Below are 22,070 nucleotides of genomic sequence, written 5' to 3' on the forward strand. Positions count from 1 at the left end.
GGTTGAGCGGCGCGGGTTCCCGGGGGAGACTGCCGGGATGACTCCGCTCGACGATCCGTGGGCCCGGCTCGGCGCCCCCATCGACCCCCGCCCGCTCTTCGCGCCCGAGCACGCCGCGCTCATCGCGACCCTGCGCGGCCTCGCGCCCGCCGACTGGCGCGCCGAGGCCGTACCGGGCTGGACGGTGCGCGACCTCGCCTCGCACGTGCTCGCCGACTGCTACGGCCGCCTGCGCAACCGGGACGGCCACCGCGAAGGCCCCGCGTTCGAGGAGGGCGAGACGCTGGAGGCGTTCATCCACCGGATCAACCAGGAGTGGGTCGACGCCTTCGCGCGCGTCAGCCCGGCCGCCTTGACCGACACGCTCGACCTCATCGGGGCGCAGACCGCCCGCTACTTCGCGGGGGTGGACCTCCAGGCTCCGGCGGTGGGCGTGTCCTGGGCCGGGGTGGACCCGTCGCCGATGTGGCTCGACGCGACCCGGGAACTCACCGAGATGTGGACCCACCGGCAGCAGATCCGGCACGCGGCGGGGCTGGGAACCGATCCCGACCCCCGGTTCCTGTCGGTGGTCCTCGACGCGTTCATGCGGGCCCTCCCGCACACCTTGCGCGATACCGCCGCGCCGCAGGGGACGCAGGTGACGGTGCGCGTGGCGGGCCCGGCGGGCGGGACCTGGACCGCCACGGCCGCAGACGACGGGTGGACCCTGGCCCGGTCCGAGGGCCGGTCCGCCGCGGTGGTGGAACTGGACGCCGAGACCGCCTGGCGGCTGTGCACCCGCGGCATCGAGCCCGGGGCCGCGCTGGAGCGGGCCCGGATCGAGGGCGACCGGGCACTGGCGGAGGCGGCCTGCCGGATCGTGTCGATCGTCTACTGAGGCGCAACCGCTTCGCGGCGCCGGGGCTCAGGCGAAGGAGTACAGGAGCGTGAAGACGCTCAGGGCGAGCATGCCGGCGGCGTTGAGGAAGAGGTTGCGGCCGAAGTCGCGCGCCCGCACGTGCATCGCGACGGCGGACAGGAAGTAGAGGACGACCGCGGCGGCGGTGAGGGCACCGAGGTAGGGGACCCAGATCCCGGCGACGAGCCCGGCCGCGGCGGCGAACTTGAGCGGGGCGGCGACCCACCACCAGCGGCGCGGGAAGCGCACGTCCTCGAAGCACTTCGCAACGAACGCGACCGGCCGCAGGCACAGCAGCGCGTCGCCGAAGGACACGAAGGCCAGCACCAGGACCGGCCAGAGGGGGTCGGGGAAAGCGTTCATGCCTCGACCGTACCATACGGTATGGTACGGTGGCGCGATGACGACTCGCGACCGCTGGCTCGACGAAGGCATGGCCGTCCTGACCGAGCAGGGGGCCACCGGCCTGCGCATCGACCGCCTCGCCGCCCGCCTAGGACTCACCAAGGGCTCCTTCCACCACCACTTCAAGGGCGCCGAGGACTACCGCGCGGCACTGCTCGAACGCCACGAGCGCGAGCAGGCCGCCGCGCTCGCGGACCTCGAACGGGCGGCGGCGGACGGACCGCCGGAAGCGGCCTTCGGGATGCTCGCGGACCGCGTCCTCGACGTGCTCGACGCCGACCGGGAGCGGGCCGTGCGCGCCTGGAGCACCGGCGACCCGGCCGCCCACGCCGTCCAGGAGCGCCTGGACGCCGCCCGGCTGGCGCTGCTGGAGCGTTTGTGGGCGAAGCGGTCCGGTGCGAGCGCCCGGTCGCGGGCCGCCGCGCTCCTGCCGCACCTCGTGGTCGCCGGCGTCAGCGCCGTCCACCCGCGGCCGACGCCCGGCGAGATCCGCGACGTGTTCGCGCTCCTCGCCGAACTCGCCCCCGGAGTCGACCCGGACGGTCGGTGATCCCCTAGGCGCGCAACGTGTCCGACGTGGACGACCGGCCCGCGGCGTGTCGGAGGGCCGCTCTAGGCTTCCCCGCATGACCGAGCCCTCCCCCGCCGCGCCGAACGAAGACCGCCTCGTCCTCCCGGCGAGATGGCGCCGGCACGTCCTGCCCCGCCGCGACCGCGACCTCGCGAACGCGAACCCCGGCGGCGAGGCCGACCCGGGCGCCTCCGCGGCGGTCGCCGCGCGGATCGCCGCGGTCCGCCCGCTCGTCGAGACCGGCATCGCCAAGCGCGACGGCGACGCGTTCGCCCAGGCCATGACCGCGCACCTCGCCGGGCGCCCCGACCCGGTCGGCGCCGCCGCGCTCATGCACGTGATCGACAGCAACGGCAAGAAGACCGTCGAGCCGCAGGCCCGGCTGCGGCACCTCGACGCCTGGGCGGCCGACCACGGCCTCGCGTTCGCGGCCGTCGCCGTCCTGGAGTCCGCGACCGTCTTCAACTGGTCCTACGCCACCGACGAGCGCCGCATCACCGAGGCCCACCTGAGCCGGTACGTCGAATGGGAGGAGGCCACGGGCTGGCGGGCCGCCCAGCCCGCGCTGCACCGGATCCGCGCGCTCCTCGCGGCGGCCACCGAGGAGGAGTACCGGAACGCCGTCGCCGCGGTCGGCGCGCGGCGCACCGATCCCCAGCGGTGCATCGGATCGGCGCTCCTCATGCCCTCTGAGGCCGCGTGGGTCGAGGAGGCCGTCGACGCGATCACCGGCTACTTCGAGCACCGCCGCGCCGACGACTGGATGCTCTGGACCCTCACCGCCGACCCCCGAGACCTGCACCTCGCCAAGCGCCGCGGCTTCGGCACCGTGGACGAGCGCGGCCTCGCCCCGCTGGTCGAGGGCGTCGGCGCCGGCGCGCTCGCGATCCTCGTGGACCTCCTCGACCGGCAGTTCGACCGGATGGCGAAGCCCGCGAGGGCGGCCCTGCTGACCGCGATCGGGCTGCTGCCCGACGACGCCGCCGCGGCGGCCCTCATCGACCGGCTCGACCTGCCCGGCGCGCTCACCGCCGCGATGGAGACCGCCGCGCGGTTCCCGCAGCGCACGCTCCGCGCCGTCGCGGCCCGCGCCGCCGACGCCGACCCCGCGACCCGCAAGCGCCTCGAAGGACTGGTGGACGCCTCCCCAGCGCTCACGGCCGCGCTCGGCGACGCCGACGAGGCGGTCCGGACCGCGGTCGCGGCGCTCGCGACCGCGCGCGTCCCCGACGCGGCGCCCGAGGCGCTGCCGGGCCTCCTCGTCACCCCGCCGTGGGCGGGCAGGCGGGCCAAGGCGACCCGGCCCGTGATCGACCTCGTCGCGCCGGACCCTGCGGTGCGGATGGTCTGGGAGGACGACGAGGAGGCGCGGCGCTGGGCGACGCTCCTCGACGACCGCCCGTACACCTCGTACAACGCGGAGGGCGTGCGGCGGGCCGTCGCGGCCCTGGAGAAGTACGGCCGCTTCGGCGATCCGACCTCGCTCCTCGCCTGGGCGCGGGTCGAGGACGCCGCGCCGCTGGTCGCCCGCTGGGACGGCGGGGTGCCGCACACGGACCTGGTCGAACTCCAGCGGATCCTCGGCCGGTTCGGCGCGGAGGCCGCCGACCGGGTCACCGCGATCGTCCAGGGCCGCAGCACCTTCACCCAGGCGCTCCTGCCGATCCGGAGCCTCGCGGCGGCCCGGATCGCCGCCGACCGGCTCGCGCGGACCAAGTCGGCCGTGCCGCACGCCAAACGCTGGTTCGCCCGGCACGCCGAGGCGGCGGCGCACCTGCTCGTCCCGGACGCGGTCGGCGCCGACGCGGGCCGGCGCCGCGCCGCGACGGTCGCGCTGCGGTACCTCGCCGCCGTGCGGGGCGCCGAATCCGTTGCGGCCGCTGCCGAGCCGTACGGCGAGGCGGCCGCGACCGCGATCGGCGCGCTCATCGCGGCCGACCCGCTCGACCCCCTCGACGCGAAGATCCCCAAGCCCCCGGCCTGGGCCGTGCCGGCCCTGCTCCCGCAGGTGCTCCTCAAGGGACGGACGACGGCGCTCCCGGAGGCGTCGGTCGTGCACCTGACCACGGTCCTCGCCATCGACTCCCCCGGACTCCCCTACCCCGGTGCGGCGGTCGCGGCCGAGGTCTGCGACCCCGGCTCGCTCGCGGCGTTCTCGCGGGCGCTGTTCGAGCGGTGGACGGACTCCGGTTCGGCCGCGAAGGACGGGTGGGCGTTCACGCAGCTCGCGCACTTCGCCAACGACACCACGGTCGCCGACCTCGCCGCCCTCGTCCGCCGCTGGCCCGGCCAGGGCCAGCACAAGCGGGCCGTCACCGGCCTGGAAGTGCTGGGCGCCATCGGATCGGAGACCGCGCTGCGCGCGCTCCACGCGATCTCCCGGAAGGTCGACTTCAAGGCGCTCAAACAGGAGGCCGGGCGCCAGATCGAGGCCGTCGCCGAGCGCCTGGGGCTCACTCCGGACCAGCTCGCCGACCGGCTCGTCCCCGACTTCGGCCTCGGCTCCGACGCCGAGGGAGCGTCGGGCCTCCTCGTCGACTACGGGACCCGCCGGTTCACCGTCGGCTTCGACGAGCGCCTGCAGCCCTTCGCGACCGACGAGACCGGCAAGCCGCTCAAGAGCCTGCCCAAGCCCGGTGCGCAGGACGACCGGGAGCTCGCCGACCCCGCGTACCAGCGGTTCTCGCAGCTCAAGAAGGACCTGCGGACCGCGGCCAAGGAGCAGGTGCGGCGCCTGGAGCGGGCGATGGCCGCGCAGCGCTCCTGGACGGTGCCGCAGTTCGGCGAGTTCTTCGCCGACCACCCGCTCATGCACCACCTCGCGCGCCGCCTCGTGTGGGAGGCGGCGTGGGAGACCGGGACCGGCGAGATGCGGGCGGGCTTCCGGCTGGCCGAGGACAGCACGTTCGCGGGGGTCGAGGACGACGCGTTCGCGCCGCCCAACGGCACGCTCGTCCGCATCGCGCACCCCGCGACCCTCGCGGACCTGGACGCGTGGGTCGAAATCTTTGCTGACTACGAGCTGCTGCAACCGTTCCCGCAGCTCTCGCGCCCCGTCCACGCCTTCACCGAGGAGGAGCTGGCGACCGGCCGGCTCGCGCGCTTCGAGGGCGCCTCGTTCCCGGTGACGCGGCTCTTCCCCCTCACCGCGGCGGGCTGGCGCCAGGGGCCGCAGAACGGGCTCTGGGTCTCCCCCGGCCTCCACCTGCCGCTCCCCGCGGGCGGGTTCGTCGTGCTCGCCCTCGACCCGGGCGTGGACGGCTACCTCGGCCGGATCGACACCGCCCAACCGGACCAGACCGTCCGCGCGGCGTACCTGAGCGACACCGCGGACTACGGGCCCGGGGCGCCGCACGGGCACCCGGTCGGGACCGACGCGGTGACCGCCTCGGAGGTGCTCGGGACCCTCGCCCGGCTCACCGGAAGGTGACCGCGAGCGACCGGACGGGAGACGGAGCGAAGGCGTTTCGAATGCGAACGGTGATCGTCCACTTACGATTTACTATCGCAACAAGGGAAATGGCGAAAACATGAGTAGCACTATGGATCTTGGGTGGCATCATGGGTAGGCTCTGGCGCGTATCGCATATCACGCTTAAGGATGACTGACCCATGAATGCAGCCGAAGAGCAGCCGGTGTCCCCCTATGACCGGATCGGCGGCGCCCCCGCCGTCACCGAGGCCGTCGAGCGCTTCTACAAGCGCCTCCTCGCCGACGAAGACCTCGCCGGCTTCTTCAAGGACACCGACCTCCACGTCCTCAAGCGCCACCAGGTCGCCCTCATCTCCCAGGTCCTCGAAGGCCCCAAGTCCTACGAGGGCCGCGAGCTCGCCGAGGCCCACCGGGGCATGGGGATCACCCCCGCCCAGTACGCCGCCGTCGGCGCCCACCTCGTCGCCGTCCTCCACGAACTCGGTGTCCCGCAGGACATCGTCGACCACGTCGTGAAGGTCCTCGAATCCGTCGCCCCCGACGTCATCGGGGCGGACGTCTAGGCGCATGATCGACGCCGACCGGTTGAAGAAGAACTGGAGCCTGGTCGCCGCCCACGGCGATCAGGTCCCGCTGTACTTCTACTCGACCCTGTTCCTCACCCACCCCGAGACGCGCGACCTGTTCCCCATGAACATGGCCGCGCAGCGCGACAAGCTCGTGAACGCGCTCGGGGCGGTGGTCAGCAATGTCGACACCATCGACGCGGTCGTCCCCACCCTCCAGGCGCTCGGCCGCGACCACCGCAAGTTCGGCGCGCTGCGCGGCCACTACCCGGCCGTCGGCGAAGCCCTCGTCGCCACCCTGGAGCACTTCAGCGGCCCCCACTGGACGCCCGCCATCGCCGCCGACTGGGTCGCGGCCTACGAACTCGTCGCCGCCACCATGGCCGACGCCGCCGACGCCGCCGCCCACTACACGCCCCCGTGGTGGGACGCCGAGGTCATCGGCCACGAGCGCCGCGACCTGGAGACCGCCGTCATCACCCTCGCCCCGGGGACGCGGCTGGACTACCTTCCCGGCCAGTCGGTCTCGCTGTGCACGAGCCTGCGGCCGCGGGTGTGGCGCCAGTACTCCCCCGCGAACGCGCCCCGGCCCGACGGCACGATCGAACTCCACGTCCGCTCCATCGACGGCGGCGAGGTCTCGACCGCGCTGGTCTCCCTGCTCCGCGTCGGCGACACGCTCCGGGTCGGTCCCGCCACCGGCTCCGGGCTGACACTGCGCCCGGGCTCGGGCCCGGTCGCCCTCATCGCGGGCGGCACCGGCGTCGCCCCGCTCAAGGCCCTCGTCGAGCAGCTCGCCGCCGCCCCGCGGCCGACCAGCCTGTACTGGGGCACGCGCAGCCCCGCGGGCATGTACTGCGTCGACCAGCTCAACGCCCTCGCCGCCCGGTACGAGTGGCTCGAATTCGTCCCGTGCGTCGACGAGGACATGTGGGGCTCCGGCGTCCGCATCGGCTCCCCGGCGGAGCTCGCGGTGTCCCACGGGCGCTGCATCGGCGCCGACATCTACCTGTGCGGACCCTTCGGGATGGTGGAGTCGAGCAGGAAGATCCTGGTCGGCGCCGGCGTCCGGTCGGAGGCCATCTACTTCGAGCCCTCGGGCGCGTGAGAGAGGACGTTCCATCATGTACAACTACCGGTCACGCGATGTGAAAGTCACCGTCGGGCAGGTCAACAACGCCAGGTTCTCGATGACGAGCCTGACCCGGCGCGGATACCAGCCCGACGAGGTCCACCGCTTCCTGGAGCTCGTGGCCGACGAGCTCGCCAGCCGCGACCAGCGCGAGGCCGCCCTGCGGACCGACGCGGAGAAGCTGAAGGAGGCGCTGCGGTCCTGGCAGTCGCAGCAGAGCTCCCTCCGCTTGCAGGCCCCCGTCCCCGCGACCCCGACCTCGACGGCCGTCAACCTGGTCTCGCAGGCGCAGCAGCAGGCCGAGAGCTACGTCAACCAGGCGCAGCACTACTCCCGGCAGATCATCGCCCAGGCGCGGTCGCAGGCGTCGGAACTCATGCGCCAGACGCAGGAGCGCGCCAAGGACGAGGCGGACCGGGCCGTGGCCGAGTACCGCCGCGACAACGAGGGCCGGCGCGACCGCGAGGCCGAGGACCGCATCAGGCAGCTCGTGCGCGCCCGCAGCTTCCTGGAGGCCGTGGAGGTCGCCGAGGAGCAGCTGCGGCTGACCCGCCAGGGCCTCGAGCACGAGGTGGCGAAGCTCCAGCGGGAGGCGTGACCGCCCGCCCCGCAGACCTCCACGCGCCCGCTCCGTCCGGAGCGGGCGCGTTCTCGTGCGCCCGGCCCGCGGCGCGCGCCGGGAAAATAAGATCCGGGAGACCTGTCGATCCGGGCGGTCCGTGTTCGTAGCAGTGGTGAGGCCGCCCATCGGGGGCGGCGCGGCAGAGGAGCACCATCATGAGCACCACCTTCACCGTCGACTTCTTCAGCACCCTCGACGGCTACGGCATGGCGCACGGCTGGCCCGGGTACTGGGGCAAGGAGGGCCCCGAGCTCCTGGACGAGCTGGCGGGCAAGTTCGCGCAGGACCAGGTCCTCGTGTTCGGCGCCACGACGTTCCGGGAGTTCCGGGAGTTCGTGGTCGAGTACGACGAGCCGTACTACGAGCGCCTGAACGAGCTGCCGAAGCTCGTCTTCTCCTCCACGCTCGAGGAGCCGCTGGGCTGGCGGAACTCGACGCTGCTCACCGAGGACGCCGTGGCCGCGGTCGAGCGCCTGAAGGCCACCACCGACGTCCCGATGCGCTCGCACGGCAGCATCGCGCTCAACCGGGCGCTGCTCGCGGCCGGGCTCGTCGACCGCATCGAGGTCACCGTGTTCCCGGTGATCGCCGGCCGCGCCGGCGACGCGGCGCTCTTCCACGGCGGCGCCGAGTTCGACCTGGACCTGGTCGAGTCCACCGTCCTCGACGGGCGCACTCACAAGCTCGTGTACATTCCGCACCTCCACGGCGAGGTCCCCGAGGGCGTCGGGCCCAAGCGCCGCGACGCGAAGTAAAGGAGCGATCGACATGCAATACCTGGTCAACGTCATCGACCACCGCAGCAACTCCGGCACCGACGAGGAGATGGTCGCGATCGACGCGTTCAACGACCGGCTCCGCGCCGGCGGCCACTGGGTCTTCGCGGGCGGCCTCGCCGACCCGACCGCCTCCACTGTGGTCGACGGCCGCGGCGAGTCCCCGGTCCTCACCGACGGGCCGTTCGCCGAGACGAAGGAGTGGGCCGCGGGCCTCTGGATCATCGAGGCGCCCGACCTCGACGCGGCGCTCGCGCTCATGACCGAGGGCTCCAAGGCGTGCAACCGCCGCCTCGAAGTGCGCCCCCTCTACGCGGGATGAGCGACGCCCGAGAGGCCCTGACCCGCGCCCACCGCGAGGAGTGGGCGCGGGTGGTGGCGACGCTCGCGAAGCGGTTCGGGCACCTCGGCACCGCCGAGGACGCGGCCGCCGAGGCGTTCGCGACCGCCGCCGAGCGCTGGCCCGAGGACGGCGTCCCGCCCAACCCGGGCGCGTGGCTCACCACGACCGCCACCCGCAAGGCCATCGACCAGATCCGCCGCGACAGCAAACGCGACGGCAAGCACCGGGAGGCCCGCCTCGTGAGCAGCGCCCCTGCCGAACCGCTCGGCGCCGTCGACGACGACCGGCTGCGGCTGATATTCATCTGCTGCCACCCCGCGCTCGCGATGGAGGCGCGCGTGGCGCTAACGCTGCGGATGGTCGGCGGCCTCGCCGTCCCGGAGATCGCCCGCGCGTTCCTGGTGCAGGACACGGCGATGAGCGCCCGCATCACCCGAGCGAAGGCCAAGATCGCGGCGGCCCGGATCCCCTACCGGATCCCGTCGGCCGCGGACCTGCCCGAACGGGTCTCCGGGGTCCTCGCGGTCCTGTACCTCGTCTTCAACGAGGGGTACCTCGCCACCGGGCCCGGCACGGCGCCCGTGCGCGACGACCTGGCCGCCGAGGCGATCCGGCTCGCACGCCTGCTCCACGAGCTGCTGCCGGACGACGGCGAGGCGACCGGGATGCTCGCGCTCATGCTCCTCACCGACGCGCGCCGCGCCGCCCGCGTGTCCGCCTCGGGCGGGCTGGTGCCCCTGGACGAGCAGGACCGGAGCCGCTGGGACGCCGCCCGCATCGCCGAGGGTCACGCGCTCGTGCGCGAGCGCCTGGCCTCCGGGGAGGCACCGGGCCGGTACCAGCTCCTCGCGGCCGTCAACGCCGTCCACACCGACGGCGACGCGACCGACTGGACGCAGGTGGTCGCCCTCTACGACCAGCTCGTCCGCCTCGACGGCTCGCCGGTCGTGCGGCTCAACCGCGCCGTCGCGGTCGGCGAGTGCGACGGGCCGCACGTCGGCCTGGCCCTGGTGGACGCCCTCGAACCGGACCTCGCGGGCTACCACGGGTTCCACGCCGCCCGCGCGAACCTGCTGCGGCGCCTCGGCCGCACCGCGGAGGCGCGCGACGCCTACGACGCCGCGATCGCGCTCGCGGGCAACACCGCCGAGACCGCGTTCCTCCAGCGGCGGCGCGACGGCCTCCAGGGCTGAGACGGACCTGGACGCGTGTGGCGCTCGCGGCGTGTGAGGATGGCGGGCATGGCATCCGAACCCGAGACCACCGCGGCGACCACGGACTACGACGCGTTCGCCGAGGCGTACGCCGCCGATACCGAGTCGAACCTCATCAACGCCCACTACACCCTGCCCGCGGTCTTGGACCTGGCCGGCGACGTGGCCGGGCGGCGCGTCCTGGACGTCGGCTGCGGCCCCGGTCCCCTCTTCGCGTCGCTGCGGGAGCGGGGCGCGGAGGTCACCGGCGTCGAGCCGAGCGCGAAGATGCTCGAACTCGCGCGGGGGCGCCTCGGCGACGACGCGCTGCTCCTGCAAGGGGACCTCAACGACCCGCTGCCGTTCGCCGACGGCGCGTTCGACCTCGCCGTGGCCTCCCTGGTCCTGCACTACCTGGAGGACTGGTCGGGGCCGCTCGCCGAGCTGAAGCGCGTCCTGGTGCCGGGCGGGCGGCTCGTGGTGGCGGTCAACCACCCCTTCGTCTACAAGGTCATCCACCCCGAGGGGAACTACTTCACCGTCCACGAGTACGCCGAGGAGTACACCTTCGGCGACCAGACCGCGGTCCTGTCGCACTGGCACCGGCCGCTGCACGCGGTGATGAACGAGTTCACCGACGCGGGGTTCCGGATCGCGGTCGTCGGCGAGCCGCACCCGACCCCCGACGCGCACGAGAAGTTCCCCGAGCAGGTCAAGCAGCCCGACTCGGCGTTCCTGTGCTTCCTGTTCCTGGTCCTGGAGAAGCCCTGAGCGCGTTCGCTAGTGCGTGCGGTGGGGCAGGAGCGCGATGACGCGCGCCAGGTCGGCGCGGCGGGCGGGCCAGGTCGGGGCGGGAACGTGGGAGCCGTCGGGCAGCACCCGCATGACCGACCGCCCGTCGAAGTACAGCCGCTCCCCCGCGGGCGCGCCGAGGACGCGGTCCCTGAACCCGGGGAGGTTGACCAGGCGGAGTTCGGACGCCGCCGGGTCGAACAGCATGAACGGGCGCGCGAGCTGCGCGATGCCCGTGGCGATGAAGATCGCCCCGGAGACCACGAAGCCGTACCCGCCGTAGTTGTCGAGGCCGAAGGCGAGGACCACCCCGCCGGAGACCACCAGCGCGCCGCAGAGCGCGACCAGTGTCGAGCCGAACCACTTGCGGCGCACCACGACGACGTGCGGTCCCGGCCGTGCTGGTCCCGGCTGCATGCGGCGCCTCCTCGGTTCGGGCGGCCTTCGCGTCCGCCGCCCCGACCCTAGCGGAGCCGTGCGCGGCCGCGGGTGCGCCGCGGACCGATCGCGGCGAACCCGCACCCGGGCGCGGGCCTTCACGCATCATTCGGATATCACCCCCGGCATCGAGGAAGTGCGGACATGGACCACGCGCGGCACGGATCGCACGAGCACGCCTCCCACGGCGAGGCCCCGGAACACGAGGGGGCGGGCCACGGCCCGCACACCGGGCACTCAGGGGGTCCTGGTCACTCAGGGCACGGCGACCACGTCGCGCGGTTCCGGCGCCTGTTCTGGATCATGCTGGTGCTGTCCGTACCGGTCACGGCCGCCTCGGGGATGTTCGCGATGCTCCTCGGCTACGAGCTCCCGGACGCCGCATGGATCACGTGGGTCTCGCCGGTCCTGGGCACCGTCATGTACGTCTGGGGCGGCGCGCCCTTCCTGACCGGGGCCGTGTCGGAGCTGCGGGCGCGCAAGCCCGGGATGATGCTCCTCATCGGACTCGCCATCACCGTCGCATTCGCGTCGTCCTGGGGCGCGACCCTCGGCCTGCTCCACCACGAGCTCGACTTCTGGTGGGAGCTGGCGCTCCTCATCGCCATCATGCTCCTGGGCCACTGGCTGGAGATGCGCTCGCTCGCGCAGACCACCTCCGCGCTCGACTCCCTCGCCGCGCTCCTGCCCGACGAGGCCGAGCGCGTGGAGGACGGCCGGATCGTCGCCGTCGCCCCCGCCGACCTGCGCGTGGGCGACATCGTGGTGGTGCGCCCCGGCGGCAGCGTGCCCGCCGACGGCCGCGTGACCGCCGGACGCGCCGAGATGGACGAGTCGATGGTCACCGGCGAGTCCCGCACCGTCCCCCGCGGCGAGGGCGAGCAGGTCACGGCCGGGACCGTCGCCACCGACTCCGGCCTGCGCGTCGAGGTCACCGCCACCGGCGACGACACCGCGCTCGCGGGCATCCAGCGCCTGGTCGCGGAGGCCCAGAACTCCTCGTCGCGGGCGCAGCGCCTCGCCGACACCGCGGCCGGATGGCTGTTCTGGTTCGCGCTCGGCGCCGCCGCGGTCACGGCGGCCGTGTGGGCGCTGGCCGGGGAGCCCGATGCGGGCGTGGTCCGCACCATCACCGTCCTCGTCATCGCCTGCCCGCACGCGCTCGGACTGGCGATCCCGCTGGTCGTGTCGATCGCAACCGAGCGGGCCGCGCGCGGCGGGGTGCTCGTCAAGGACCGCCTCGCCCTGGAGTCGATGCGCACGGTCGACACCGTCCTGTTCGACAAGACCGGCACGCTCACCAAGGGCGAGCCGGTCGTGGCGGCCGTGGAACCGGCCGCCGGGCTCGGCGCCGACGAGGTGCTGGCGCTCGCCGCCGCCGCGGAGTCCGACAGCGAGCACCCGCTCGCGAAGGCCATCGTGCGGGCCGCCGCCGAACGCGGCCTGGAGGTCCCGACCGCCACCGGGTTCGCCTCGGCGCCCGCGGTCGGTGTGACGGCGACCGTGGACGGCCGCGAGGTCCGCGTCGGCGGCCCCCGGCTCCTCGACGACGCCGCGGCCCGGGAGCTGGCGGTCGCCGAGGAGTGGCGCGGGCGCGGCGCGATCATCCTGCACGTGCTGCGCGACGGCGAGGTCGTCGGCGCGGTCGCACTCGCCGACGAGGTCCGCCCGGAGTCCCGGCAGGCCGTCGACGCCCTGCACGGACTCGGGATCGCGGTCGTCATGATCACCGGCGACGCCGAGGCCGTGGCCGCCTCGGTCGCGGCCGACCTCGGCGTGGACCGGTACTTCGCGGGCGTGCGCCCCGAGGACAAGTCCGCGAAGGTGCAGGCGCTGCAAGCGGAGGGGCGCAAGGTCGCGATGGTCGGCGACGGCGTCAACGACGCCCCGGCGCTCGCGGCGGCCGACGTCGGGATCGCGATCGGTGCGGGCACCGACGTCGCCATCGCCGCGGCCGGGGTCATCCTCGCCGGCGACGACCCGCGGTCGGTCCTGTCGGTGATCGAGCTGTCCCGCTCGGCCTACCGGAAGATGCGGCAGAACCTGTGGTGGGCGGCCGGGTACAACCTCATATCGGTCCCGCTCGCGGCCGGGGTGCTCGCCCCGGTCGGGTTCGTGCTGCCGATGTCGGTGGGGGCGATCCTCATGTCGCTGTCCACGATCGTGGTGGCCCTGAACGCGCAGCTGCTGCGCCGCCTAGACCTGCGGCCCGAGGCGAGCGTGGCGGCCGTCCTGGACCGGTTATCGCCCGCCACCTGGGAATTCGTGCTTCCCCGGGCGAGATCCGCAGCGCTGCAAGGAATTTCACTACGCAGGTGTCGTACGCATGTGGAAACCTGTGTCCGTTCGGGTATCCCGTCCCGGAGTTCGAGTACGGCCCGCATCGCGGCCGTGCCGGAAGAGAGGAGCACGACCCCTTGGCGCACATGCGAACCACGACCGGAACCACCGCCACCTGGATCCGGTTCTCCAACCGCGGCGGCCGCGTCGAGATGAACACCGCCCTCGCCTGCGCCCAGCTCGCCGAGGCGGTCAGGGCCGGGTTCGAGGTCCGCGTCGAGGGCGACCGGCGCCTCGTGGTCGAGCGGGCCGGGTTCCCCGACCGGGTCACGTTCACACCCGCACAGGTCGCCGACGCGCCCGCGGCGTGGCAGTGGGGTCTCCTCGAACGGCTGGCGGCCACCGGCGGGCTCGCCGCGGGGTACGACCGGGGCGGCCGGGTGCGCATCCGCGCGGGCGGACGGCTCCTGGACCGCGCGGCCTCCGCGGTCGCGGTGGACCGCGGCTGGGTCGACGTCGCGGACGGCGCCGCCGCCCTGACGTGGATCGGCCGCCGCATGCTCGACCACTACCGGGGGTCCCGGGAGACCCGCACCCTGACTTTCGACAGGGGCAGGTCCGAACTTTCGGCAGGTGCGCCGGTCCCGGCCGGTACGTAGCCTTCTGCGGGAGCCGCGAGAACGGAGGCCCGCAATGCGAACCACGAGAACGACACTGAAAGCCGACAGCGTCCGAGCGTCGGCACTGGAAACCGACACGATCCGAGCAGCGCGCCCGGGCCCGCCCAGGGCCCGGGCGTTCCTGCTCCTGGCGGGAGTCGGCCTCTGCATCTTCTGCGGACTCATCGCCCGGAGGCGGGCGTCGGGCCGGCCGGTCGACGGTCCAGCGGGAGCGGACGGCGGCGCCGTTCGGCTCCTCGGGCAACCGGGAACGGTCGCCCATCGGCTCGCTGCGGTGCGGTTCGAGGTCCACCGCTCCGTCTCGGCCCACCGGTCGCGGGCGCCACGCCCATCGGTTCGGGTCAGGGGTCGAGGCCGCTGGCGCGGAGGGTGAGGTTGAGGCGGCCGGTGAGGCCGAGGCCGGCGGGGGCGGTGCCCGGCAGGATCCGGGGTACGCCGTGGAAGGCGAGGCGTGAGGGGCCGCCGAACACGAAGAGGTCGCCGCTGCGCAGTTCCAGGTCGGTGTAGGGGCGGGTGCGGGTCTCGGTGTTGCCGAAGCGGAAGACGCAGGTGTCGCCCAGGCTCAGCGAGACCACCGGGGCGTCCGAGCGCTCCTCCCGGTCCTGGTGCATGCCCATGCGGGCCTCGGCGTCGTAGAAGTTGACCAGCGCCATGTCGTAGGCCGGTCGCGGCGGCTCGTCGTAGGCGGCGGCCAGCGCGCGGCGGGCGAGGTCGCCGAGTTCGGGCGGGAACGCCTTGACCGGGGCGCCGTCGTCGGTGGTCCGCGAGTACCGGTAGGGGCGCCAGTGCCAGCCGAGGCAGACCTGCTTGGCGGTCATCGTGCCGCCGCCGGGCGTGTGGACGGTGCGCATGCCCGCGGGGTGCCGGGCCCAGTCCCGGCAGGCGGCCACTAGGTCGCGCTGCTCATCGGCGCCGAGCCAGTCCGGCACGAGCACCGCCCCGGGGGCGACCTCGGTGCGGGAGCGCGGGAACAGCTCGCCGCTCACCGGCTCGGAGCCGCCGTCCCGGTCTGCGGGTCGGTCGAGTCGCCGCGGGACGTCCTTGTTCCGACCCGCAGGGCCGCTGAGCCCACGCGCGATGTCGTCGAGTCGGCGTGCGGAACAGCCGATCCGGTGCACGGGTCGGTCGAGTCGCCGCGGGACGTCCTTGTTCCGACCCGCAGGGCCGCTGAGCCCGCCCGCGATGTCGTCGAGTCGGCCTGCGGAACAGCCGATCCGGTGCACGGGTCGGTCGAGTCGCCGCGGGACGTCCTTGTTCCGACCCGCGGGGCCGCTGAGCCCGCCCGCGGGGATCGTCGGTCGACGGCGGTTCCGTGAGCGGTGCCGACCTCGGCGAGAGGAACGGTGGGGCGGCCCAAGGCCGCGCGATCGGCATCGATCAGGGCGCGGAGGTCGGTGAGGCGGGTCGCGGTCTCGGGGTCGGCGGGGCTGAAGACGGTCATGCGCACGCCGTACTTGGGCTGCAACCACATCCGCTCGGCGGCGAAGCGCACCTCGCCGACGAACCGGTTGCGGAAGACCTTGACCGGCTTGACCTCGGCGGCCACGTCGTGGCGGTCCCAGATCTCGCAGAACTCGTCGGAGGCCGCGCGGAGGCGGTCGACCATCGAGCTCCACTGCGGCTCGTCGAAGTGGGCGGAGCCGGCGTTGCGGAAGTTGGCGACCATGAGTTCGAGGGTGGCGCGCCGCTCGACCATGGCGGCCCGCCAGTCGGGGTTCGTGAACGCCAGCCACATGCAGTTGCGGTCGCCAGGAGGGAGGGCGTCGAGGTCGCACAGGAGGTTGCCGAAGGTGCGGTTGTAGGCGAGGAGGTCGTAGCGGAGGTTCTGCACCGAGGCCGGGAACGGGTCGAGCCGTTCCAGGATGGCGCGCACCGAGTCCGGGACCTCGAAGCGGAACGCGCGCGGGACCGGGTCGACCGCGCCCGCGAGCGTGAACAGGTGGGCGCGCTCGGAGGCGTCCAGGCGCAGGGCGCGGGCGACCGCGTCGAGGACCTGGGCGGAGGCGCTGATGTCGCGGCCCTGTTCGAGCCAGGTGTACCAGGAGATGCCGACCGAGGCGAGCTGCGCGACCTCCTCGCGGCGCAGCCCGGGGGTGCGGCGGCGCCGACCCGGCGGCAGGCCGACCTGCGCGGGCGTGAGCCGTTCGCGGCGCGAGCGCAGGAAGTCGGCCAGTTCGCGCCGCCGCGGGGAGGCGGGCGGCAGGGCGCGGGCTGCGGTCGAGGTTGCCATGCGTTCCAGCATGCCTCGCGCGGGCGGGCGGAGCCAGGTGGTTCCAGTCCCCGGATAACGGCGATCAGGTACCCGGACCGGGGGCGGCCAAAGCTCGGTGCATGACGCAGATCCCGACCGCACCGTTCTCGAATGCACTGTCCTCGAATGCACCTTCCTCGACCGGCCCGTTCTCGAATACACCGGTTTCGACCGCACCGCCCCCGGTGCCCGCCCCGGCGCCGTCCGGGCCCGTCCTGTCCGGCGCGGGCCTGTTCGCGGTGCTGCTCGCCACCGTGCTGTCGACGATGGACGCGTTCATCGTCAACGTCGCGCTGCCCTCGATCGGCGCGGAGCTCGGCGCCGCACCGGCCGCGCTCGAACTCGTCGTCGCCGGGTACGCGGTGTCGTATGCCGCGCTCATGGTGCTCGGCGGACGCCTCGGCGACGCGCATGGGCGCCGCCGCATGATGGTGCTGGGCCTCATCGGGTTCGGGGCCGCCTCGCTCCTGTGCGGGCTGGCGGTCTCCCCGGCGATGCTCGTGGCGGCCCGCATCGCCCAGGGTGCCGCCGCGGCGCTGCTGCTCCCGCAGGGCATGGCGACGATCCAGGCGACCACCTCCGGTCCGCAGCGCGCCCGCGCGATGGGGATGTTCGGCGCCACGGTCGGCGTCGCGTTGGCGTTCGGGCAGGTCCTCGGCGGTCTCCTCGTGGCCGCCGACGTGGCCGGCACCGGGTGGCGGGCCGCGTTCCTCATCAACGTGCCGCTGGTCGCGGTGACGGCGGTCCTGCTGCGGCGCACCGTCCCCGATACGCGCTCCGAGCGGCCCGCGCCTCCCGACCGGATCGGTGCGCTCCTGCTCGGTGCGGCGATGGTGCTGCTCCTCGCGCCGCTCACGGAAGGCCGCGCCGCGGGCTGGCCCGTGTGGGCGTGGGTGTGCCTGGCGGCGTTCCCGGTCGCGGCCTGGGCGTTCGCGGCGACCCAGCGGCGGGCCGAGCGCGCGGGCCGCGTGCCGCTGCTGCCGCCGAGTCTGCTCGCGCTGCCGGGGATGCGCCGGGGCGTGCCGGTCATGATGCTGTCGATGGCCGGGTTCAGCGGCTTCCTGTTCACCGCCGCGGTCTCGCTCCAGAACGGCCTGGGACTGGGGCCGGTGGCCGCCGGCTGCTCGCTGGTGCCGTACGCGGTGGCGTTCTTCGCCAGCTCGGTCCTGGGCCCGCGCCTGGCGCCGCGCCTCGGCGGCCGGGCGGTCACGGTGGGCATCGGCATCCAGTTGGCCGGGCTCGCCGGCCTGGTGTGGGCGGTCGCGTCGGCGTGGTCGACCACCGCGCCGCTCACCACGGTGCTGTGGCTCGCACTGCCGCTCGCGGTGGTCGGCTTCGGGCAGGGCATGCACCTCCCGGTCCTGTTCCGGGTGGTCCTCGCTGACGTGCCGCCCGAACGCGCGGGCGTGGGCAGCGGCGCGATGGGCACGGGCCAGCAGATCGCGATGGCCTCGGGCATCGCGCTCCTCGGCGCGCTGTTCCTGCACCTGTTGCCGCGCATCGGCATCGGCGAGGCGTTCGCCTGGACGATCGCCGCCCAGGCCCTCTCAGCCGTGGTGAATCTCGGGCTGAGCCTGCGACTGCGCGACGGCCGCTGATCCGGTCGCTGCAAGCCCTCTGGGAGGGCGCGCCTCCCGTGACCGCTTTCGGACGGTCTCGGCGGGAAGCGGTCCGAACAGATGTCCGGGTGCCGGTGCGCGTGCCGCGAGCGGCCGATACGCTCGGAGGGTGGTGGCGATCTTGATAACCGGAATGTCGGGTACGGGCAAATCTACAGTCCTGCAACGGCTCGCGCAGCTCGGTCACACCACTGTGGACACCGATGAGGGCGGCTGGATCGAGCTCGCGCCGCTGCCTGACGGGACCGGCACCGAGCGGATGTGGGTCGAGGACCGGATCGACGCGCTCCTGAGCGTCCACGAGCTGTCGGGCGAGCCGCTGTTCATCGCGGGGACGGTGTGGAACCAGGGCCGGTTCTACCCCCGCTTCGACGACGTGGTGCTGCTCAGCGCGCCGGTCGCGGTGGTGCTCCAGCGCATCGCCGACCGCGACGCGAACCCGTACGGCAAGAGCCCCGCCGAACGCCTCCGGGTCATCGCCGACCTCACCGAGTTCGAGCCCGTGCTCCGCGAGACGGCGACCGTCGAGATCGACACCACCCGCTCCCTGGACGACGTCGTCGCCACGCTCGCCGCCCTCGTGGATCCTTCGCTGGAGGCGTGACGGCGCAGTGAAAGCGGCGGCCGGGAGCGCACCCGGCCGCCGACAACGCGGGTCAGCTCGCGGGCTTCCAGTACGGGTCGCGGCCGATGAAGGCCACCATGCGGTCCTGCGCGGTGGCGTCCTCGCCGACCGGGAACGCGGCGGTGCCGAACTGGCCGCTCGCGCGCAGCATCGGCTCGATCGGGACCATGTTCGCGAGGGCCGCCCGGCAGCGCTCCTCGCCGAGGTCCACGTCGCGGCCGAGGGCCTTCGCGAGGTCCCAGGAGTGCATCCAGATGTCGGGCGTGTAGAACTCGTCGATCGCCTCGTCCACCGGCCTGTCGCCGGTGTTCGGGTTGCTGAGCACCCGCCCGCCGGGCGCCTCCAGGATCGCCTGGATGTCCGCGACGTGCCGGCGCCAGGCGGCGGCCGGGTCGGCGTCCACGTCCAGCGCCTCCAGCTCGATGCCCGCGCCCTTGAGGAAGTCGCGCGGCCATTCGACCAGGTGGCGCACCACGTCCACGGCGGCCCAGTCGGCGACCGGGCTGCGGCGCGACCAGTCCTCGGGCGCCGCCGACTCGACCAGCGCGGTGAGCGGGACGGCCTCGCGCGCGTGGCGCCCGGCCGGGCCGTCGCCGAGGAGTTCGTCGAGCTTCTCGAAGCCCTCGCCCACGCCGGTCTCCATGTCGGAGGCGAGGATGCCGTCGCGGGTCGAGAAGTCGCGCACCAGGCTCAGTGCCCGCAGCCGGGTGCGCCCGTCGCCGGTCGGCTCGAACTCGAGCGTCTCCAGGGCGACGGCGTCGGGGTCGCCCTCGAAGGTGAAGGTGCGCACGATCCGCTCATTTTCGCGCACTTCGTGGAAGCTGCCGTAGAACGCGGCGACCTCCGCACCGCCGCGGTCGTTGGCGAAGGCCCACTCGCCGCCGGTGCGGGCGTCCCAGCGGACGATCCGGGTGGTCATCGAGCGCGGCCCGATCCACTGGGCGAAGAGGCCGGGGTCGGTGTGGGCGCGGAAGACGCGCTCGGGCGCGGCGTCGAACTCCCTGGTGATCGCGATCGACGGCACGTTCGGGTCGGCCGTGATCTCGGTCTTGTTCGCGGTCATGTCTGGTCCTTCTTCCGGCAGGGCGGCTGGTCCTCGGGTCCGGCCGTGCGGGCGAGCAGGTCGTCGAGGCGCCGGTGGCGCTCCTCGACCTCGATGCGGTACCGGTCGATCCAGGTCGACATCAGGTCGAGCGCCTCGGCCTTCAGGTGCACGGGCCGGCGCTGGGCGTCCCTGCTGCGGGTCACCAGGCCGGCCTCTTCGAGCACCTTCACGTGCTTGGAGATCGCCTGGAGGCTCACGTCGTAGGGCTCGGCCAGCTCGCTCACGGTCGCGTCCGAGACGGCCAGGCGGGCGACGAGCCCGCGCCGGGTCGCGTCGGCGAGCGCGGCGAACGCCCGGTCGAGCAGGTCTGCGCTCTGTTCCACGTCACTTCCTCAACCAATCGGTTGAATACGACGGTACCGCCGCCGGGCACCGTTGTCAACCGATCGGTTGAGGAAGCCGCACGGGAAGCCGCCCGAGAAGCCGCTAGACCCCGCTCAGGGCGGGCTCGGCCGCCGCGAACCGGGCGAAGTACTCGCGCTCGCCGTCGCTGAGCTGGCGCGGCCGGAGCCGCTCGGTGTCGATGGCGACGGCGACGGAGGCGACCTCGCAGTAGACGGCCTCGTCGTCGCGGATGCGACTGGCCAGGTGCAGCGAGGAGCGGCCGATCCGCGTCACGCGGGTCTCGATGCGGACCGGCGCGGTGCGCAGCGTCAGCTCGCGCTTGTACTGGATCTCGTGGCCGGCGTAGACGAAGCAGGGCGCGGCGACCACACCGGCCTCGCGTTCGAGGTAGCACCACCGCACCTGGGCGTCCTGGACCATCTCGAGCATCCGGACGTTGTTGACGTGGCCGAGCCAGTCCAGGTCGCCGAGTCCGAGATGGCGTTCGCACACGTGCACCTGCCCGCCGGTCGCCTCCGCGCGTCCTTGGCGCTGTTCCATGTCCTCGTCCCCTCCACTGGTCTGCGATGCCCGCGATGAGCCGGGATACCTTCGCACGATCCGACCCAGAAAACGGTCATTGACATCTATTCACCACTTTGGTTCACTCTCGCACCGCCTACCGGACCCGCGCGGCGGGCCGCGGGCGCCAGGAACCGGGGATCGGAGTCTCCTATGCTGCGGCTGTGAACGAGAGGAGCACCGCGCCGCGCAGGGCCATGGACCGGGCGCTGCGGCGGAGCCCGGCGATCTCGCCGCAGACGCTGCCGCACGTCGGCATGGTCCTGCACTGCGAGGGGCCGGTGCCGGGCCTGGAGGAGGTCGCGGCGCACGTCGCGCAGCGGCTGCCCACGGTGCCGGCGCTGCGGAGCACCCCCGCCGGGTCGCGCTGGAGCATCGCCGAAAGCCTCGATATCTCGTCTCATGTGGAAGAGCGAACGCTCGCACCGGGATCGCTCGACGCTGCCGTCGGCGAGCTCATCGGCGCGCCGCTGCCCGAGCCCGCGTGGCGACTGCACCTCCTGCACGGCCACGCCCCGGACGGGTTCGCGCTGCTCTTCCGCGTCCACCACTCGCTCCAGGACGGCGGCGGCATCCTCCACACTCTGGAGGCGCTGTTCTCGGAGGAGGCGCCCGCGTCGGCCGCGTACCCCGGGTTCGCACGGCCGCAGCGGATCACGATCCGCGACCTCGCCACCTCGGTGCGCCTCCTGCTCGGCGGGACCGTGCGGCGGGGCGCGTGGACCGCGCACCCGGAGGGGTTCTCGGGCTCGCGCGAGCACCGGTGGCGCACCGTGCCGCTCGACCTCCTCCGCAGCGCCGCAGGGCGACACAGCGCCTCCGTCAACGACGTCTTCCTCGCCGCGCTCGCCCACGCCCTGGTGCGGACGGGCGAGCGGCCGCCCTCGACACCGGCCGCGGTGCCGTTCCTGGTCCCGGTGAACCTGCGCCGCCCGGGCGAGGAGGCCGCGCCCGGCAACCGGGTCATCCTCACCTCGCTGGCACTCCCGGGCGGCGAACGCACTGCGGCCCAACGGCTCTCGCTGACCGCACAGGCCACCGGCGCGCTGCGGTCGGCGAGCCTGCGCGCGGCGCTGCGGCGCATCACCGACCTGACCCCGGTTCCGGTGCTCGCCGCGGTGCGCAGGTCCGTGACGAGCCCCGCCCACGCCGCGATGCTCGCCTCCAACGTCGCCGTGGGACGGCCGCTCGCGTTCCGGGGCGCCCGCGTCACCGGCGCGGCACCGGTCATGTGGGCGCCGCTCGGCATCCCGGCCGCGGCGGTGCTGACGACCTACGGGGACACCGCGACCGCGGGCTTCGTCACCGACCCCGCGATGCCCGGCCTCGACGGCCTCCCGGACCTGTGGCGCGAGGCGGTCGAGACACTGGCCTGAGCCGCGGGCACCGGCCCGCCTCGACGGGCCCGGGCGGTGGCGATCGGGACCTACAC

General features: G+C 73.9%; 22 protein-coding genes and 1 pseudogene. 15 read left to right on the top strand and 8 right to left on the bottom strand.

Going from position 1 to position 22,070, the window contains the following annotated elements; all coding sequences use genetic code 11:
• Positions 1-37: 37 nt before the first annotated feature.
• Entirely contained in the window at positions 38-880 is an 843-nt protein-coding gene (locus BLS99_RS13830; RefSeq protein WP_091050482.1) for a maleylpyruvate isomerase family mycothiol-dependent enzyme, read from the top strand.
• Positions 881-907: 27 nt separating this feature from the next.
• On the opposite strand, the gene BLS99_RS13835 is transcribed toward BLS99_RS13830, so the two are convergent.
• Positions 908-1,264, bottom strand: a complete 357-nt coding sequence (locus BLS99_RS13835; protein WP_091050484.1) for a DoxX family protein — start codon at positions 1,262-1,264, stop codon at positions 908-910.
• Positions 1,265-1,301: 37 nt separating this feature from the next.
• Between BLS99_RS13835 and BLS99_RS13840 the strand changes: the two genes are divergently transcribed.
• From BLS99_RS13840 to BLS99_RS13880, 9 genes are all read left to right on the top strand, one after another.
• The gene (locus tag BLS99_RS13840; RefSeq protein WP_176953359.1) at positions 1,302-1,856 is read left to right on the top strand and encodes a TetR/AcrR family transcriptional regulator; all 555 of its coding nucleotides are present in this window, start codon (positions 1,302-1,304) and stop codon (positions 1,854-1,856) included.
• Between the two features lie 76 nt (positions 1,857-1,932).
• Entirely contained in the window at positions 1,933-5,307 is a 3,375-nt protein-coding gene (locus tag BLS99_RS13845) for a DUF4132 domain-containing protein (RefSeq protein ID WP_091050489.1), read from the top strand.
• Positions 5,308-5,489: 182 nt separating this feature from the next.
• Positions 5,490-5,873 carry a group I truncated hemoglobin gene (locus BLS99_RS13850; protein WP_091050491.1) on the top strand — a complete coding sequence of 128 codons (384 nt, stop codon included), beginning with the start codon at positions 5,490-5,492 and terminating at the stop codon, positions 5,871-5,873.
• 4 nt (positions 5,874-5,877) lie between these two features.
• Entirely contained in the window at positions 5,878-6,984 is a 1,107-nt protein-coding gene (locus tag BLS99_RS13855; RefSeq protein ID WP_091050493.1) for a globin domain-containing protein, read from the top strand.
• 16 nt (positions 6,985-7,000) lie between these two features.
• Positions 7,001-7,606 (top strand): DivIVA domain-containing protein, encoded by a 606-nt coding sequence (locus BLS99_RS13860; protein WP_091050497.1) that lies wholly within the window; start codon positions 7,001-7,003, stop codon positions 7,604-7,606.
• Between the two features lie 179 nt (positions 7,607-7,785).
• Complete coding sequence (locus tag BLS99_RS13865) at positions 7,786-8,385, top strand: dihydrofolate reductase family protein (RefSeq protein ID WP_091050500.1); 600 nt, start codon at positions 7,786-7,788, stop codon at positions 8,383-8,385.
• Positions 8,386-8,398: 13 nt separating this feature from the next.
• Positions 8,399-8,728 (top strand): YciI family protein, encoded by a 330-nt coding sequence (locus BLS99_RS13870; protein ID WP_091050503.1) that lies wholly within the window; start codon positions 8,399-8,401, stop codon positions 8,726-8,728.
• Complete coding sequence (locus BLS99_RS13875; RefSeq protein WP_091050506.1) at positions 8,725-9,942, top strand: RNA polymerase sigma factor; 1,218 nt, start codon at positions 8,725-8,727, stop codon at positions 9,940-9,942. Before BLS99_RS13870 ends, BLS99_RS13875 begins: the two co-directional genes overlap by 4 nt.
• Before the next feature lie 48 nt (positions 9,943-9,990).
• Positions 9,991-10,713, top strand: coding sequence for a class I SAM-dependent methyltransferase (locus BLS99_RS13880; RefSeq protein WP_091050509.1), 723 nt, complete (start codon positions 9,991-9,993; stop codon positions 10,711-10,713).
• A gap of 9 nt (positions 10,714-10,722) precedes the next feature.
• Here the strand turns inward: BLS99_RS13880 and BLS99_RS13885 are convergent, their stop codons facing one another.
• Positions 10,723-11,151 carry a hypothetical protein gene (locus BLS99_RS13885; RefSeq protein WP_143034798.1) on the bottom strand — a complete coding sequence of 143 codons (429 nt, stop codon included), beginning with the start codon at positions 11,149-11,151 and terminating at the stop codon, positions 10,723-10,725.
• A gap of 165 nt (positions 11,152-11,316) precedes the next feature.
• On the opposite strand from BLS99_RS13885, the gene BLS99_RS13890 reads away from it, so the two are divergent.
• Together BLS99_RS13890 and BLS99_RS13895 are read left to right on the top strand one after the other, a co-directional pair.
• Positions 11,317-13,668, top strand: a complete 2,352-nt coding sequence (locus tag BLS99_RS13890) for a heavy metal translocating P-type ATPase (RefSeq protein ID WP_218126493.1) — start codon at positions 11,317-11,319, stop codon at positions 13,666-13,668.
• On the top strand, positions 13,599-14,111 hold the full coding sequence (locus BLS99_RS13895; protein WP_091050515.1) for a hypothetical protein: 513 nt from the start codon (positions 13,599-13,601) through the stop codon (positions 14,109-14,111). Before BLS99_RS13890 ends, BLS99_RS13895 begins: the two co-directional genes overlap by 70 nt.
• A 362-nt stretch (positions 14,112-14,473) precedes the next feature.
• On the opposite strand, the gene BLS99_RS13900 is transcribed toward BLS99_RS13895, so the two are convergent.
• Both BLS99_RS13900 and BLS99_RS13905 read right to left on the bottom strand, forming a co-directional pair.
• Positions 14,474-15,118, bottom strand: coding sequence for an alpha-ketoglutarate-dependent dioxygenase AlkB family protein (locus tag BLS99_RS13900; RefSeq protein WP_091050519.1), 645 nt, complete (start codon positions 15,116-15,118; stop codon positions 14,474-14,476).
• Positions 15,115-16,362, bottom strand: a complete 1,248-nt coding sequence (locus tag BLS99_RS13905; RefSeq protein ID WP_218126494.1) for a helix-turn-helix transcriptional regulator — start codon at positions 16,360-16,362, stop codon at positions 15,115-15,117. Before BLS99_RS13905 ends, BLS99_RS13900 begins: the two co-directional genes overlap by 4 nt.
• Positions 16,363-16,568: 206 nt before the next feature.
• On the opposite strand from BLS99_RS13905, the gene BLS99_RS13910 reads away from it, so the two are divergent.
• Entirely contained in the window at positions 16,569-17,981 is a 1,413-nt protein-coding gene (locus tag BLS99_RS13910) for an MFS transporter (RefSeq protein WP_218126495.1), read from the top strand.
• 133 nt (positions 17,982-18,114) lie between these two features.
• Positions 18,115-18,606: an AAA family ATPase gene (locus tag BLS99_RS13915; protein ID WP_281243605.1), complete on the top strand. Its 492-nt coding sequence runs from the start codon at positions 18,115-18,117 to the stop codon at positions 18,604-18,606.
• 52 nt (positions 18,607-18,658) lie between these two features.
• Here the strand turns inward: BLS99_RS13915 and BLS99_RS27775 are convergent, their stop codons facing one another.
• The 4 genes and pseudogenes from BLS99_RS27775 to BLS99_RS13930 form a co-directional block, all read right to left on the bottom strand.
• A complete protein-coding gene (locus BLS99_RS27775) occupies positions 18,659-19,171 on the bottom strand; it encodes a DinB family protein (RefSeq protein WP_425432617.1) in 513 nt (170 codons plus the stop codon).
• A gap of 42 nt (positions 19,172-19,213) precedes the next feature.
• A pseudogene (locus BLS99_RS27660) lies at positions 19,214-19,690 on the bottom strand (SRPBCC family protein); the annotation flags it as partial.
• Positions 19,687-20,055 (bottom strand): ArsR/SmtB family transcription factor, encoded by a 369-nt coding sequence (locus tag BLS99_RS13925; RefSeq protein ID WP_091050535.1) that lies wholly within the window; start codon positions 20,053-20,055, stop codon positions 19,687-19,689. The gene BLS99_RS13925 and the pseudogene BLS99_RS27660, both read right to left, overlap by 4 nt.
• Before the next feature lie 103 nt (positions 20,056-20,158).
• The gene (locus tag BLS99_RS13930) at positions 20,159-20,617 is read right to left on the bottom strand and encodes an acyl-CoA thioesterase (protein ID WP_091050539.1); all 459 of its coding nucleotides are present in this window, start codon (positions 20,615-20,617) and stop codon (positions 20,159-20,161) included.
• A gap of 185 nt (positions 20,618-20,802) precedes the next feature.
• Here BLS99_RS13930 and BLS99_RS13935 point away from each other — a divergent pair, with 185 nt between their 5' ends.
• Positions 20,803-22,014 (top strand): wax ester/triacylglycerol synthase domain-containing protein, encoded by a 1,212-nt coding sequence (locus tag BLS99_RS13935; RefSeq protein ID WP_143034799.1) that lies wholly within the window; start codon positions 20,803-20,805, stop codon positions 22,012-22,014.
• Positions 22,015-22,070: the final 56 nt, after the last annotated feature.

It is taken from the genome of Glycomyces sambucus (assembly GCF_900102815.1).
GTDB classification, from domain to species: domain Bacteria; phylum Actinomycetota; class Actinomycetes; order Mycobacteriales; family Micromonosporaceae; genus Glycomyces; species Glycomyces sambucus.

Coding starts and splice junctions, on each gene's coding strand:
- BLS99_RS13855 (WP_091050493.1), top strand. CDS start 5,878: ATGATCGACGCCGACCGGTTGAAGAAGAACTGGAGCCTGGTCGCCGCC.
- BLS99_RS13830 (WP_091050482.1), top strand. CDS start 38: ATGACTCCGCTCGACGATCCGTGGGCCCGGCTCGGCGCCCCCATCGAC.
- BLS99_RS13840 (WP_176953359.1), top strand. CDS start 1,302: ATGACGACTCGCGACCGCTGGCTCGACGAAGGCATGGCCGTCCTGACC.
- BLS99_RS13875 (WP_091050506.1), top strand. CDS start 8,725: ATGAGCGACGCCCGAGAGGCCCTGACCCGCGCCCACCGCGAGGAGTGG.
- BLS99_RS13870 (WP_091050503.1), top strand. CDS start 8,399: ATGCAATACCTGGTCAACGTCATCGACCACCGCAGCAACTCCGGCACC.
- BLS99_RS13885 (WP_143034798.1), bottom strand. CDS start 11,151: ATGCAGCCGGGACCAGCACGGCCGGGACCGCACGTCGTCGTGGTGCGC.
- BLS99_RS13860 (WP_091050497.1), top strand. CDS start 7,001: ATGTACAACTACCGGTCACGCGATGTGAAAGTCACCGTCGGGCAGGTC.
- BLS99_RS13905 (WP_218126494.1), bottom strand. CDS start 16,362: ATGGCAACCTCGACCGCAGCCCGCGCCCTGCCGCCCGCCTCCCCGCGG.
- BLS99_RS13890 (WP_218126493.1), top strand. CDS start 11,317: ATGGACCACGCGCGGCACGGATCGCACGAGCACGCCTCCCACGGCGAG.
- BLS99_RS13845 (WP_091050489.1), top strand. CDS start 1,933: ATGACCGAGCCCTCCCCCGCCGCGCCGAACGAAGACCGCCTCGTCCTC.
- BLS99_RS13835 (WP_091050484.1), bottom strand. CDS start 1,264: ATGAACGCTTTCCCCGACCCCCTCTGGCCGGTCCTGGTGCTGGCCTTC.
- BLS99_RS13930 (WP_091050539.1), bottom strand. CDS start 20,617: ATGGAACAGCGCCAAGGACGCGCGGAGGCGACCGGCGGGCAGGTGCAC.
- BLS99_RS13865 (WP_091050500.1), top strand. CDS start 7,786: ATGAGCACCACCTTCACCGTCGACTTCTTCAGCACCCTCGACGGCTAC.
- BLS99_RS13850 (WP_091050491.1), top strand. CDS start 5,490: ATGAATGCAGCCGAAGAGCAGCCGGTGTCCCCCTATGACCGGATCGGC.
- BLS99_RS13880 (WP_091050509.1), top strand. CDS start 9,991: ATGGCATCCGAACCCGAGACCACCGCGGCGACCACGGACTACGACGCG.
- BLS99_RS13895 (WP_091050515.1), top strand. CDS start 13,599: ATGCGAACCACGACCGGAACCACCGCCACCTGGATCCGGTTCTCCAAC.